Annotated in this window: 10 protein-coding genes; 4 read left to right on the top strand and 6 right to left on the bottom strand. The window is 40.0% G+C overall.

The window, feature by feature from the left end:
- Positions 1-58: 58 nt before the first annotated feature.
- Together ACE01R_RS05305 and ACE01R_RS05300 are read right to left on the bottom strand one after the other, a co-directional pair.
- On the bottom strand, positions 59-1,759 hold the full coding sequence (locus ACE01R_RS05305) for a hypothetical protein (protein ID WP_395548841.1): 1,701 nt from the start codon (positions 1,757-1,759) through the stop codon (positions 59-61).
- A 21-nt stretch (positions 1,760-1,780) separates the two neighbouring features.
- Positions 1,781-3,490: a diguanylate cyclase gene (locus ACE01R_RS05300; RefSeq protein ID WP_395548840.1), complete on the bottom strand. Its 1,710-nt coding sequence runs from the start codon at positions 3,488-3,490 to the stop codon at positions 1,781-1,783.
- A gap of 1,355 nt (positions 3,491-4,845) precedes the next feature.
- Between ACE01R_RS05300 and omp33-36 the strand changes: the two genes are divergently transcribed.
- The gene (gene omp33-36 / locus ACE01R_RS05295; protein WP_395549500.1) at positions 4,846-5,733 is read left to right on the top strand and encodes a porin Omp33-36; all 888 of its coding nucleotides are present in this window, start codon (positions 4,846-4,848) and stop codon (positions 5,731-5,733) included.
- A gap of 49 nt (positions 5,734-5,782) precedes the next feature.
- On the opposite strand, the gene ACE01R_RS05290 is transcribed toward omp33-36, so the two are convergent.
- The 3 genes from ACE01R_RS05290 to ACE01R_RS05280 form a co-directional block, all read right to left on the bottom strand.
- Positions 5,783-6,478, bottom strand: a complete 696-nt coding sequence (locus ACE01R_RS05290) for an ion channel (protein WP_395548821.1) — start codon at positions 6,476-6,478, stop codon at positions 5,783-5,785.
- A gap of 295 nt (positions 6,479-6,773) precedes the next feature.
- Complete coding sequence (locus ACE01R_RS05285; protein WP_395548778.1) at positions 6,774-8,489, bottom strand: cation acetate symporter; 1,716 nt, start codon at positions 8,487-8,489, stop codon at positions 6,774-6,776.
- Between the two features lie 4 nt (positions 8,490-8,493).
- The gene (locus tag ACE01R_RS05280) at positions 8,494-8,823 is read right to left on the bottom strand and encodes a DUF485 domain-containing protein (RefSeq protein ID WP_395548760.1); all 330 of its coding nucleotides are present in this window, start codon (positions 8,821-8,823) and stop codon (positions 8,494-8,496) included.
- A 182-nt stretch (positions 8,824-9,005) separates the two neighbouring features.
- On the opposite strand from ACE01R_RS05280, the gene ACE01R_RS05275 reads away from it, so the two are divergent.
- Both ACE01R_RS05275 and ACE01R_RS05270 read left to right on the top strand, forming a co-directional pair.
- Positions 9,006-12,497, top strand: coding sequence for a PAS-domain containing protein (locus tag ACE01R_RS05275; RefSeq protein ID WP_395548752.1), 3,492 nt, complete (start codon positions 9,006-9,008; stop codon positions 12,495-12,497).
- A gap of 425 nt (positions 12,498-12,922) precedes the next feature.
- On the top strand, positions 12,923-13,690 hold the full coding sequence (locus ACE01R_RS05270) for a hypothetical protein (RefSeq protein ID WP_395548708.1): 768 nt from the start codon (positions 12,923-12,925) through the stop codon (positions 13,688-13,690).
- A gap of 99 nt (positions 13,691-13,789) precedes the next feature.
- Here the strand turns inward: ACE01R_RS05270 and ACE01R_RS05265 are convergent, their stop codons facing one another.
- A complete protein-coding gene (locus tag ACE01R_RS05265; protein WP_395548685.1) occupies positions 13,790-14,440 on the bottom strand; it encodes a response regulator in 651 nt (216 codons plus the stop codon).
- Positions 14,441-14,814: 374 nt separating this feature from the next.
- Between ACE01R_RS05265 and msuE the strand changes: the two genes are divergently transcribed.
- The gene (msuE, locus tag ACE01R_RS05260) at positions 14,815-15,549 is read left to right on the top strand and encodes an FMN reductase (protein ID WP_395548669.1); all 735 of its coding nucleotides are present in this window, start codon (positions 14,815-14,817) and stop codon (positions 15,547-15,549) included.
- The last annotated feature ends 2 nt before the right edge of the window (positions 15,550-15,551 follow it).

Raw genomic sequence — 15,551 nt, 5'->3', positions numbered from 1 at the left:
TCCAACTTTTTAAAGAAGGATGGCTCCCCCTCTTTCGTAAAGAGGGGTTAGGGGAGATTTAGTTATCTAATCTTGAAATTAGATAATCTGTATATTTTTTTTGGAAATCTGACCTATTTCCCTTTTCTTTTAAAATTTCGATAATGAGCTGCTTTTTATCTTGCGAAAATTTCTCTACTAAATGTGCAATTGTTATATTTACAAATCTTTCATCTTCAAAAAAATCAAACTCAATAAAGTATCTCAACTCTTCTTTACTAGCATTAACAATCACAAACTCATGCTGTTCAGAATACTGCTGATTTATAAAATATGCATAAATTGAATCAATAAATGAAGGTGCTCCAATATTTGGGTTTATTAATAGCACCTCATCAATATAATCACCAAAACGATGTTCACCATGTCTAAAAGAATTTATACTTCTGAAGAATTTTCGATCGAGCTCAAGTTTTTCACATATCCAATTTTTTACTTTTTTCTCTAACTTTTTTGATTCTTCTTCCCCACCTAATTGTTCCAAAATAGTTATCGCAAAATCTAAATTACCTAAGCTCAGCAAACCAATATTTTTAATGCTCGATTCAAAAAATCTTTGAATAAAAGTTTCATCACATTGGTAATTCCAAAACTCATTACACAATATCCAAAATCCATTCTTAACCATTTCTTGTTCAGTATTTATCAAATCTGATTGAGCTAACTCTTTCAAGCTTTCAAAATCTATTTTATTGCTTTGTTCAAACCATTTTTTAAACTCAATCATCCATAAATCATCTCTCTCAAATGAAGATGAAATGTTCCTAAGCTTGGATAATTTTAGATTTTCTTTTTCACTTTGATTTGCCTCATTATTTTTAGCTATTTGTCTTCTAACAGCCATTTTAAAAGTAAAATCATTCCAACTTAACCCACATGTAAGTCCAAAATCCTCAATAAAATATCCTTGTAAAATTCGAATCAAAATTATTTCTTTAGTCGATTCAGCAACTTCGCTTGGTAATTGTTCTAAAAATTGTTTATATAATTTAATAACTTTTTGAAAAAATCTAAAATTATGGATTTCTAATTCATTAGCAAATTTCACCATCAGATTTATTAATGGCTCATCAATATTCTCCTCTTTTGCTCGCGCACGAATCAAAGGCTCAACAGATGTAATTTTGATTGTTTCATCTATCAATTTTTCTTTGTATTCAGTGTATTTTTCTTTGTTTTTTTCTTCTGTTTTTGACTCATCCAAAATCAAAACAACCTGACAATTACGTTCTAACTTCAGTTGATTAGCCAAACCCATTACATCTTTTATATCAAGTTTGTTTGACATACGCTCAAAGTCATCAAAACAAATAATTGCTTCTTTAACCTGATTGAACATCAAACTATCAATAAGTTTGGCTGGTGCACTAATGCCTAATTGATTAATACGTGTATCTTTAAAAATTGAAGGCAATCCCTTAAGCCATTTTGGAACTTCAATTGAGGAGTGATAGTTTTCAATATTGCTATAAATCTGTGTTTTTAAATCACTTAAGGATTCCAATCCAAATAGCGAAACATAAGCATATTTTCGGTTAAAGACATTATCCTTTTTATAAATTCGTTCTTCGGACAATTCTGATTCTAAAAACTTGTTCCAGAAATAGGTCTTACCTACACCCCACGAACCTGTAATCGCAATTGCTGTTCCAATTTTTTCATTTCTTATATTTTGTTCAAGTAACTCTTTTAAACGAACTCTTTTATTTCGAATATCCATAGAATAATTTCCCCCTTAAAATCACCCCGCCACTTTATTTTTGCCATTTGCCTTAGCCTGAAATAAAGACTTGTCAGCTTTTTCCAGTAATGCCATCCACGATGCTGCGCCAACCGCCACGCCAGCACTGACAGAAACCTGAATATTCTGATTAAGTTCAGCGATATACAGTTCAGCGTTGCCAATCTCCTGAAGAATTTTATTTGCAATAACCCACGCATCCTGAAAAGTGGTTTGCTCAATTAAAACCAAAAACTCATCGCCCCCATAACGCACAATCAAATCCGAAGTACGCACATTAAATTGTAATTTTTCTGCAATCAGTTTAATGACCTCATCACCGATAATATGCCCAAAAGTGTCATTCACATGCTTGAAGTCATCAATATCAAAAATAATTAAGCCAGTTTGCTTCAATTGATTCGGTTTATTCTCCAGATAACGGATATATTCATCTAAAGCCAAACGGTTAGATACACCAGTCAAATTATCAGTATTGGCTATATTTCTGAGCTGAAATTCCAGCGCATCCCGCTGCTGTAACACTCGCTTTAATTCTTTAAGAGCATTCAATAACGTGACTGGCTCAGCAGATAATTGTTCCCGCTCAGTCTCTATAACATGATGCTGTGCCAGACGAATAATGGTATTTTTGGCTTTAATTAAAGGGATAAAAACATGATTACGTGCATAGATCATGGTAAAAATAACTGTTACAAAACAAATCAGTGCTACCGATAAAGTTAAAATCAGTTTTTGCTGGGCTTGTTTCTTTTGTGTTTGAGCCACCGTAACACTGTAATCCAAAATATAGCCTTGCAGATCGACCACTGTTACAAATTTATCAACCATTGCTTCCGTGAGTTGCGTACCAGTCAAGGAATATGCTTGATTGTGTATACTTTCATTCATCAGGCGAGCAACAATTGGAATACCCCGATCTAAAAATTGTGCTTTTACTTGCTGATGCAATGCTAAATATTGATGTGTTTTATCCTGTTCAGGCTGTATGATATTCACCAAAGCCCATAAATACTGGGCCTGATGTTGCGTCTGTGATGATCGAGCCAAATTATCTTCAGGTATTTTTTCCTTAAACGTCACAGCCGCCATAATATTCGATGCAGTTCGACCCGCCTGATCACGCAAATCAGCCAAAATTAAAATCAGGGTGTAGTAGTCTGAAACCGAAGTTCCTTTAGCTTCAGCATCAGCATGTGTTAATACATTTTCCAAAATTGCTTTACAACTATCCCAGGCCTTAAACATTTGCTGAATCGCCTGATCCAGCTGTTTTGCACTCCGTTCAGATCGAGGCAAGGCACTATAAGCATCGACCGCGTTACGGCCTCGTGCCAGAGCAGCTTTTAAATGGGAAGATAATGCTTGAGCCTGAACTGTAAAACCTGCGGCCTTTAAAATTGCGCTTGTCTGTTCAATCTGAACGTCCACTTCTTTACGGTAAGCTTTTAATTCTTTTATATTTGCTGCAAGTTCATCAGCATTACTCGACATCACCTTATTGGCAGGTGCTCTCTCGCGTGAAACTTTATTGGCTAAATCTGCAACCGCACGTAGCGCAGAAATTTCAGTTAAGACACGATCTGCTTTTTGATAGCTGTGATAACTACTGACAATTAAAGGAACAGATAAAAAGAGAAGAGACAAGGTGATAATGATCATCGACCAGAACAGTCGTCGGCTGATATGTTCCGAGCGTAATCTGTACATGAATCAAATACGTTCCATATAACACAGCCGACCAATCATTTTTGATAATCATATTCAAAATACAGTTGTATATATTACATGATTTTGATGTAAAAAGAGTTAAAATTTAATCAAAATTTTTAAACATTTCTATGTTATCAATTACTTATAATATTTTTTCAAATAAAAGTTAAAAAAGCTCAAATTTTTTACTAAAGTTTTTAGATACTGCTCCTATATATGGCTCAGCCAAATTGCTCTCCGTTTTCCCCTGCAATAAAAGATCATTTTTCACGACACCCTTTAAAACTTTGCAAAGCATGGAAATACCGTTAAATCAGCCAGCAATCTAATTCAAACCATCGATGCTTCAACCTGTAAATCTCTATAAAATGAATTATCCAATTTCATTCTTGGATTTTGTATAAATTACAGATGGCTAAAAATATTTCAATGACAGTTATAAGAAAACATTTACACATGCCACAAATAGGTGCATAATGCACCGCATTAGGGCAAATTAAATATATTCCTCAGCAGATTATTTAATTTTTCCGAAGATTTTGGCGAAAAACCCCAATTTTCTTTGAAAATTGGGGTTTTTTATATTCAGAGCTTAATAAATAAACTAAAAATATCATCAATATCGCACTATATTGGTGCATTTTAAATTTATCTTATACTAAAAAATTAACGATTTAAGGATTAGAAATGGGTTTTGTTTTTAGTCTTGTTAATTTTCTTGCTAAGAATTTATTTTAAATAAAAAAAAACCCAACCTTGGGGAAAGTTGGGCATATAAAAACAAAAACTTGTTTATGGAGAATCAGATCATCATCACATTATTTCAATGTAGTATGAATTGATAGAGATATTATGATAAAAACAAACAGATAAGTAAAGCCTATTAAAGTAGTAGGATTTAAATTCAATCACACCAATTGATAATTATTGCGAAATATATCACAAAATAAAAACTATTATGTTTGTTTTTTAATCAAATACTACTCATTTTGTGACGATTTTATTGCAAAAGTCAAATAAATATCTGAAATATGGTGAATAGTTCACGTAATGAAAATACATATTAATTGGATTTAACAATTAATTATTAATAATTAATATGATTTTACACTGTAAAAATCCATTGATTTTTTGTTTATTTCTGAAAAGATCTGTTCTGAAAATGCGATATTCATTTGTTCTGGAAACAATTTTTAGAGTTGTCATAAAATAAGTTGATTGTATATTTTTTAATCATAAATATTATTTATAACAAAAATTAAACAAAATAATGTCCTTTTAGTTCATTGACTTAATGATTTGTTACAATACAATGCTTATTGTTTAATCCATTTGCAATAAAACTGGAAATTATTATGAAAAAACTCGGTTTAGCCACTGCTTTATTATTAGCCATGACCGGTGCTCAAGCGTACCAAGTAGAAGTACAAGGTCAATCAGAATACATCGACAACACTGTAAATGACAAAAACTTTACTGGTGCTGTACAAGGTACTTATTACTTTAAAAATGTTGATTCTTCTAAAGGTCCATTGGCTGAAGCAGCTTTCTTAAACCAAGCGTCTAACGTGTCTGTAGCTTATAACTACGGTGAATACGACGTTGATGTAGAAAATTCTGATTTCACTTCTCACACTATTGGGGCTAAAGCTGAAGCTTATGTTCCAACTAAAGTTGTTCCTGTATATGCTAGCGCTTCTTATAGCAACACTATCACTGACAACAAAAACAACCAAGCTGATGATCACGGCGACCGTTATGCATTAGAACTTGGTGCTGTAGTAGCTCCTAACTTCTTGGTTGCTGTAGGTTATACAAGTGCTACTAACCAAACTTCTTATGATGCTTTCAACATCCTAAACAATGGTGTTGCTAAAGCTGCTTTAGAATCTGACACAATTGGTAAAGACCAAGATGCGCTTACTGCACGTACTAAATACGTAGGTGCAATTGATGGTACAAACATGTCTATCGGTTTCGAAACTAACATGTTATTTGCTGAATATAAGGCTTATGGTTTCAAAACTGACTTGTTCTTGAATCCACAATTAAGCGTAGGTGGTTCTTATGCTGAAGCTCGTATTTCTGGTAACACTCATCCTACAGTTTGGGGTGCGAACGTAAATTACTTCATCACTCCTGCTGTTGCAGTTGGTGCGTCTTACGTAAATGCTAATGCTGAAAAAGGTTCTGTATACGATACAGAAACTGTTGGCGTAAACGCTAAATTCCGTTTCTAATTTTTAATTAGAAAAAGAATTCAAAAAAGGACGCATAAAGCGTCCTTTTTTATTGGTCTTTATCTTTAGAATGATTGGGTAAACGGGCAATATATTGCAAGGCAATTAAGCGTGACACAATAAGTGCCAGATACATGACCCCACAAAACATTTGCAGCAGTGCCAATACCCGTGCTGGGGCACTTCTGGGAATTAAATCTGACAAACCTGTCGCAGACTGCAGACTAAAGCTCAAGAACAATAAATCAAGCCAGCTTTGTAAACCTGCAACATTCGGGTTCTGAAAGCTTCCCGGCACCAGCAACTGGCAAACGTTATACAAAAAAGCAAATCCCCAAGCCAGCAGCGTAAATACCGCACCAGCAGCAAACAGTTCATCTTGGGTTAAATAGCGGTCTTCAAACATATAACGCAACAGACCATAGGCCGCGCTAAAATAAGCAGCAGCCTCAAAACCATGGGCGATGACCTGAATCCAGATATTTTCTATGCCTAATAAAATCAGGGAAGAAAAAATCACGGCACCACTAACAAAACTTAAGCCCAAAATGGTAAACATGGGCGTTTGCCGAATGACTTTGGCAATCACCAGTAAAACCAGTACTCCCAATAGCCAGGTGAGCGTACGGTAAGGCGTGCTGTAATTAACTGCAACAGATAAGATCAGAATGATAAATTGTAATAAAAGTAGCCAAGCTGAAGGCAATAAGCGAAACACCTTCCACACATCAATAATAGCCTGCATTTACTGCTCCAGAATATTGCCTTTTTTATGACTGAATTTTTTCAGCAATTTTTTATGCGCCTTTTAATCAAATTAGCACGAATGCTTCATGCTGCAAGCGAAACATTTGTATGAAAATGATTGAAAAGACCCGTTATTTGGGCATGCTCAATGTTGATGAAGTCAAGCTTATGCTCTGCAGAAGGGACATTGATACAAGGAATATCTATTTTCAGATAAGCCTTAAAATCAAATTTTGCCTTATTCTCGATGCCATAAAAAAGCCCCTGACGGGGCTTTTTTAATTAACTGGATCTTAGTGATCTGACGCACCAGAGATACCAATACCTGTTTGTGAACGTACATACTGTGCATCGAAAGCTTTGCGTTCTGCATGCGCACGTGCCGAGCTGTCAGTCACAGAGAATAACCAGCAGCATAGGAACGATAATGGCATTGCAAAGATTGCTGGGCCATTGAATGGGTTGATTGGTGTATCAGAAATACCCAAAGTATCTACCCAAACCGCTTTAGCCAGTACGATCAATACCACTGCAGTAACCAAACCGACTACACCACCAATTACTGCACCACGCGTAGTCAAGCCTTTCCAGAACATAGACAGTACCAGTACAGGGAAGTTCGCACACGCAGCTACAGAGAATGCCAGACCCACCATGAAGGCAACGTTTTGTTTCTCGAATAGAATACCTAGAATCATGGCAAAGATTGCAAGACCTAAAGTTGCAATTTTAGACATACGTAGTTCAGATTCAGGAGTCGTTTGACCTTTCTTGAATACGTTTGCATACAAGTCATGCGAAATTGCTGAAGCGCCCGACAATGTCAAACCAGCCACAACTGCAAGAATCGTTGCGAATGCTACTGCTGAAATGAAGCCCATGAACAAGTCACCGCCAACAGCATCAGACAAGTGAACCGCAGCCATGTTGTTACCGCCAACAAGTTCTAACTTGCCAGTCACTGCCATTTTCGCAACATCAAGGAATTGCGGGTTGTTTGATACGTAAAGGATCGCACCGAAACCGATGATGAAGGTTAAAAGGTAGAAATAACCAATGAAACCTGTAGCTACAACCACTGATTTACGTGCTTCTTTGGCATCTTTAACGGTAAAGAAACGCATCAAGATGTGTGGAAGACCAGCAGTACCGAACATTAACGCAAGACCTAAAGAAATCGCATCAATCGGGTTCGCTGCAAGCTTACCTGGTCCCATGATATTGCCTGCTTCTGCAAGGCTGATATCATTTACTTTAGAGAAAACCTGAATCGATTGTTCAAACATGTTGGTGAAGCTGAAGCCCACGCCTTTCATTACCATGAAAGCCATGAAGGTTGCACCTGAAAGTAACATCACCGCTTTAATGATCTGTACCCAAGTGGTTGCCAACATACCACCGAAGATCACGTAAGCCATCATCAAAAGGCCCACAATCACGACAGCAATGTTGTAGTTCAAACCAAATAGAAGCTTGATTAGCTGACCTGCACCTACCATTTGTGCAATCAGATAGAATGCCACGACCACCAGTGAACTGAACGCAGCCAGAGTACGTACCGGTTTTTCTTCCAGACGGAATGAAACCACGTCAGACAAGTTAAATTTACCCAGGTTACGTAAACGCTCTGCTACCAGGAACAATACGATTGGCCAGCCCACCATGAAACCTAGTGAGTAAAGCAAACCGTCAAAGCCTGAGCTGAATACCATTGCGGAAATACCCAAGAATGACGCAGCTGACATATAGTCACCGGCAATCGCCAGACCATTCTGGAAACCTGAGATACCGCCACCGGCAGTATAGAAATCTGCAGTACTGGTGGTTTGTCTTGCTGCCCATTTGGTAATCAGCAAGGTGAAGCCCACGAAAATCGCGAACATAATAATCGCATGCCAGTTAGTTGCTTGCTGTTCAGCAGCACCTAAATCCGGACCCGCCATTGCCATACCTGACATCAGTAGCGTAGAAGCAGCAACTGCTTTCGCTTTCAATGAATTCCATTTCATCTGATTACTGTCCTTTCTCATTCGCAATTGCTTCAACTTCTCGCATTGCTTCTTCATTTAATGCATCTAGTTTATTGTTTGCAATATACGAATAAACACCACATAAAATGAAAGACAATACAATAATGCCCAAGCCGAGTGGCATACCCAAAGTGGTAACGCCACCGCTAACTGAACTCATTAAGAATTCTTTGTTATAACCAACTAAAAGCATAAAGCCGACATAAACAATCAACATGATGATTGTTAATGTCCAACTTAATCTGCTTTTTCTGCTGACCATTTCTTTAAATTTGGGATTCTGTAGAATACGTTCTACATGTGCCTCATCCATAATCATGCTCCTGTGTGCACCCAGCCTAGGTGCTATTTTTTAATTCGAATTATTTCGTTATCTAACTTAACAATCTTATTGGGTTCTTGTAATTAAGACTTTGGTGTTAAATTTTGATCAATTAAAGCGTTGAGATTATTAGATAGGGTATTATTACGACATAAATTTATGCTGTAGGCAATATGAATAGTTGGCTCATTATCGGGGTACTCACCCTTTATATCGCATTACTTTTTATCTGTGCTTTTTTTGGTGAAAAACACGCGAGTCGCCTCAGTACCCGCGGTCGCATGTTACTCTTTAGTCTAACCTTAGGGGTATATTGCTCATCCTGGACCTTCTACGGTGCAACCGGGGCTGCGGTTCGTGAAGGCATCATCTTCCTGCCAATTTATCTCGGTCCCCTGATTTTTGTCGGTGTGGGTTATGATATCTGGCGCCGTTTAGGCCGTGTACGTCAGCATCATGCCATTTCGTCCATTGCAGATTTTGTCGCTGCACGTTATGGCAAAAGCGGTCCTTTGGCGTCCTTAGTCACAATTCTTGCAGTCATCGCGATTATTCCCTATTTAGCCTTGCAGCTGAGAGCCATCGCCTTGAGTGCTGCGGTGGTATTGCAACAGAATACCGGCATACAAGGCACCACCAATAGTGTGCTTTTCCTGACGGGGATTTTAGCCATTTTGGCCATGATTTTCGGTACCCGGCAAATTGCCAACACTGAACAGCATGGCGGCTTAATGCTGGCCGTAGCCTTTGAGTCTTTTGTTAAACTGTTTGCCTTGCTGTGTGTGGCATTATTTTTTGTCTTTGATGCACCTGAAAATCTGGGACAAATTTCCAGTGATGTTGCTGATACCTTTAAACAGGTTCAGCTGTTTGGCGTTCCGGAAACCTTTTGGGTACAAACTTTACTCGCAGCTTTAGCGATTATCTGCTTACCACGCCAATTCCATGTCGCGGTGGTTGAATTGCGGGATGAAAAACATATTCGGGGTGCACGTCGCTGGTTTGCCACTTATCTGATTCTGACCACACTTGCCATTATTCCGATTGCCAGCTGGGCATTACATGCCGCACCGCATTTTCTTGCGATTCCTGATGTTGCTGTGCTGTCATTACCGCTCAGTTATGATCAGGAATGGTTGACCCTTTTGGCCTTCCTGGGTGGTTTTTCTGCTTCTACCGGTATGCTGCTGGTATCTTCCGTGGCCTTGTCGATTATGCTCAGTAATGACCTGATTATGCCTGCCCTCTGGCGTACCGGCATACTCTCACGTCATGACAAACGTTTGCCGCTGGTGCTGAAATTTACCCGTCGGGTGTGTATTTTAGCGGTCATGCTGCTGGGTTTCCTGTTCTTCCATTTCTTTAATGACATTGACCAGCTTTCAGTATTTGGCTTGCTGGCCTTCAGTGCCGTGGCACAGTTTGCTCCAGCATTGATTGGTGGCCTGTATTGGCGTGGTGGCAGTAAACAGGGCGTATATGCAGGTCTGATTGCCGGCTTTGCCATGTGGGCTTATACTTTGCTGTTACCTACAGTACTGCGTAGCCTGCCAGCTGAATATAGTCAATTTACCCAACAATTCCTGCTTGCAGGTCCTTTGGGAATGAACTGGTTACGTCCCGAAGCCCTGTTTGGTTTTCAATCTTTTGCTCCCCTCACCCATGGCGTGACCTGGGCATTGGGTCTGAATATCGTGCTATATATCTGGGTGTCTCGAATTTTCCGTCCCAGTATTGCCGAACAAATTCAGGCGGAAAGTTTTTTCTATTATGAAACCAAACCTTTGCCGACCCACAGTACCTCGAGTGAGATCAATTACTCTCATCAGGACGTAGCTCGTCTAAAAGTTGGCGATTTAATTACCCTAGCCAAACGGATTACCGGCGAAGGACCAGCCACCCAAGCTTTTCGCCAGTTTTGTGCCCAAAACAACGTGATACTGAATGAAAATAGCAATGCCAATGGCATGTGGTGGCGCTTCACTGAACAATATCTTGCGGGAACGATTGGTGCCGCTTCTGCTCGTACCCTACTCACCACGGCGATGGTGAATAATGGTCTGGCCCTGGGTCAGGTCGCCAATATTCTGGATCAGGCATCTCAGTGGCAGCGTTTTAACCAGAACCTAATCATGACCATGATTGACCATATGACCCAAGGGGTGAGCGTGGTCGATGAAAATATGTGTCTAGTGGCCTGGAACAATCAATACCTGAAACTGTTTGATTATCCTAAAGATATTGTCTATGTCGGCTGTCCGATTGCCGACCTGATCCGTTATAACGCCGAGCGCGGTGAATGCGGGCCGGGTTCGGTCGAAGAACACGTGCGTAAACGCATTCACTGGATGGCCATGGGCAGCGCACATGAATTTGAACGGATCCGTAAAGATGGCCGTGTCATCCAGATGCGCGGCAATCCGATTGAAGGCGGCGGCTTCGTCACCACCTTTGCCGATATTACCGCTTTCCGTGAAAATGAAGCCGTACTTGAAGCACGGGTACAAGACCGGACCCAACAGCTGGCCGATGCACTTTCTGAACAGCAACTGGCCCGTGAACAGGCCGACCGTGCCAATATGTCCAAGAGCCGCTTCATTGCAGCGGCCAGTCACGACCTGTTGCAACCGATGCATGCAGCGCGTTTGTTTAGTACAGCTTTAGAACAAAGCGTGCAGTCGGATGAAGACCGCAAGACCCTGCAGCAGCTAGATCGTGCCTTGCATGGAGCAGAAAGCATGTTGTCTGCCCTGCTGGATATTGCCCGTCTGGAAGGCGGTACCATCCAGCCGAAACGTCAGCCTTATCCATTGCATGATTTATTAAGTGATTTGGAGCTGCAATTTAAATCCATTGCCGCACAACGTGGCATTAAATTCAGCGTGCATGATGCACAGTTCTGGATCGATACCGATCCACAGTGGATTCGCCGGATTATTCAAAACTTTGTCAGCAATGCCTTGCGCTATACCGCTAAAGGCAAGGTTGTGGTGGGGGTACTTCGCTCTAGCGAAAGACCGCGCCATATCCGTATTGGCGTCTGGGATACTGGTCCAGGAATTGCAGAAGAACAGCGTATAAAACTGTTTCAGGAGTTTGAGCGCTGCGGCCATACTTCGCCTTGGGGCGAGCAAGGTCTTGGACTCGGCCTGGCCATTGTACAGCGCATGACCAGCCTGCTGGACTATCCGGTACATGTCTATTCTGAATATGGCAAAGGCTCTTGTTTCATGATTGAAGTGCCAATCGTGGATGCGCCTAAAGTGGTGGCAGCACCAGTGCAGGCGACACCACTGAAGAGCAAAGCCTATAAGATTCTATGCTTGGACAATGATGAAACCATTTTGGAAGGTATGTCGACATTGCTGACCAAATGGGGCTATCAGGTCTTTAAAGCCACTGAACCGGAACAGGCTCTAGAACTCATCCAGCAAGAAAATATTCAGGTGTGGCTGGTCGATCAGCATTTGAATAATAATAAAATTGGTCTCGATTTTATTATTGAGAACCGTCAGGAACAGGTTCCAGTGGCACTGATTACCGTAGATTCCGATCCTGAACTGCCACAGCATTTGAAAGAATTGAATATTGTACTGCTGAAAAAACCGTTAAAACCGGCATCGCTGCGTTCATGGTTATCGGGTTTAAAAATTTCCGGTTCTTAAGTTTCTTATTCAAAACTCACTCTCAATCAAATGCCCATTTCACAAATATGAAATGGGCATTTTTATTACACAAATACACCATCTATTAACCTCACTGACAATTTATTTTCCGTTCTAGGCAAAACTGCTCAATTTCTTTATTTTAGCCACTGCTTTATTGGCCAAAAACTCCAACCCGGGATTTCCTATGGCAAATAGGATCAAAATTTAAATATACACTTGTATAATTAGTTACAATTTTGCAAGTTATTATTATTAAAAATATTTTTACAATAAAAATCCATTATATAACTTTAGTCGTATTCCGTTTGTCCTTGTCCTGGCTCATATATGGGAGCAATAAGTGATCAGTTTAATCGCTCTATCAGTCTGCCTCAAAACACTGCCTAAGAAACTGATCATCATAGAAAATACAGGAGTTTAAGATGAACATTTCTGAAGCCGGAAGTCATGGCGTAGATCAATCGCAACAATTTTATCGTCAATATGGTGCCAATGCCCTGTTACCCGAAATTCAATGGACCGAATTATTTAAACCCAGTCACTTGAAGGACACTCACATTCAGGCGTTGAATACCTTGTATCAAAGTGCTGTTCCGCTTGCTTTACAGGTATTCGATGAGTTGAATTTTGATGTCTTTAGCCCGGCTGCCTATAAACCGCAAGGCCTAGGGCTATTTGATCGCCTCGCTGAACAGGAAGACAAGCTGGTCCAGTCTTTAGCAGCCGAATCTAAGGACTTAACCGATACAGTACGTCACCAGATTTGGAGCATGTTATTGCGTGGTGGTGCAGTGCTGGTATTTAAGGCATGGCTTGGAAAAGTCAAAACCAATCAGGATCTGTTGGATACTACCCAATTTGATGAACTCTCTGATCTGCTATTTATTAAAACCCCACCTCTGGAATTGGCAAAGCACTTAGGAATCCATGCTCATGCCAATGAAGATCATATTTTTCTGCTATATGGCAGTGATGTCTATTTAGACCGCTTTAACAGTCTGGAAACGGCAGCTTTATTTGTCGATTTAGGCGTATATGATGCAGCCTTCTTAAGTTTGCGCGATGACAGTGTGGCTGAATATCTGAAAGAGAAAGCCTATGTCACTCAAGAGCAAATTGATGACCTGCAATGTGCATTAAATCCTTTATTTTGCACCGACAATACCCCCAGACAAAGCTGCGTCGCCTAATGTAAAGCGCTAAATGCTTTAACATTGAAAGGCATTGCTCAAAAAAAAAGGCACTTTAATCAAGTGCCTTTTTCTTCATTCAATGCTGTATGCAGCAGATTACATTTTCTTTTCTTCGATATTCAGGGCACTGATGGCCAATACGGCCTGAGTACGGTTTTGTACATTCAGTTTACGGAAGATGGCCGTGACATGGGCCTTAATGGTCGCTTCGGAAACGTCCAGTTCATAGGCAATCTGTTTATTCAGCAAACCTTCCGCCACCATCATCAATACACGGAACTGCTGCGGTGTAAGTGACTGGATACGTTCTGCTAATGCAGTTTCATCTGCTGCACGCGGGTCAAAATTCATGTTAGCAGGTAAATTTGGCGGTAACCAGATTTCCCCTTCCAGTACCTGACGGATCGCTTCACCAATATGGCTTGGATGCGCAGATTTCGGAATATATCCCATCGCACCATGTGCTATGGCACGTTGAATAATCGACACTTCTTCATGCGCAGAAACCACAATAATCGGAATGGACGGATATTGTGCACGAACGTGTACTAAAGCCGAAAAGCCTGAAGCTCCCGGTAAATTGAGATCCAGTAAAACCAAATCTGGTTCCGGCCCATTATCTAAGCGTTCATAAAACTCATTTACTGTAGCTGTTTCCTGAATTTGCGCTTGCGGCAAGCTGTAACGAACGGCTTGAATCAAGGCATGACGAAACAGTGGATGATCATCAACGATTAAAATATTCATAAGCAACATGAGGATCTTGTGCACATTAAGCTTATTCTAACCACACAAGTACTATTAAGGATATGCAATCAATAACTTTTTTCATCTGATATGAGATTATTTTCTCAAAAAACGTCTTTTTTTAAGGTTTTTCGCAAAATCATCAAACCTAATCATATTTTGATATAAATTTTATCAACTAATTCAAAATGCTTATTAACAATGAAGATAAATATAAAAATCAAAGTACTAAAGAAGATAACTGCACATTTTAGTAACTTTTTTCTTGATATCTGAAAATAAGATAACTTTTCTCGATTTGCTTATTTTACAGAGTAAAGCTGCTGTTGATTAATAAAGCTATTCCGAGATTTTATGTTTTAGGTTATTCAAAAATGTCTATTTTAAATGCGCAAAAACCGTTGAATATTGTTGCTGTATCAGGGGGCTTAAACAATCCTTCTAAGACCGAAGCTTTGGTACAAGCCATTATTGATGAATTAGGTGAAGCAACACCAATCAATGTTCATTTTATTAAATTTAGCGAAATCGGTTCTTTACTTGGCGGTGCAATTTACCGCAACCAGTTGCCGCAACGTGTGCAAGATGACTTGGCAGCTGTTGAAGCAGCGGATGCCCTCATTGTCGGTACACCGGTTTACCGTGCCTCGTTCACCGGTCTTTTCAAACACTTCTTTGACTTTGTAGAACAAACTGCACTGGTCGATGTGCCGGTACTCCTTGCAGCTTCTGGCGGTAGTGAGCGTCATGCTTTGGTGCTTGAACATCAATTGCGTCCACTGTTCAGCTTTTTCCAGGCACAGACTTTACCAATCGGCGTTTATGCAACAGACCGAGACTTTACCCCTGAATATACCATTCACAGTGAACTGCTGCGTGACCGCATTACCCTTGCTGTAGCACGTGCATTGCCAATCCTTGAGTGGGCACCTGCCAAAGGCCAACGTGCTGAAGTCGTGAAAGAGAAATCTCAGCAAGCCAACCAGAACCTGGGTATCAACAAACAGATTGAACAAGAAGAAGTACTTCCTTCTGCTGCTGTGCCAAGTCTGGATGCTGCCGAAGCGCGCCTGCACAGCAAAAAAACACCGAAGTCACAGGTGGCTTAAGA

It is taken from the genome of Acinetobacter sp. BSP-28, from assembly GCF_044130285.1.
Classification (GTDB): Bacteria; Pseudomonadota; Gammaproteobacteria; order Pseudomonadales; family Moraxellaceae; genus Acinetobacter.
This window is presented reverse-complemented; position numbering and strand designations above follow the sequence as displayed.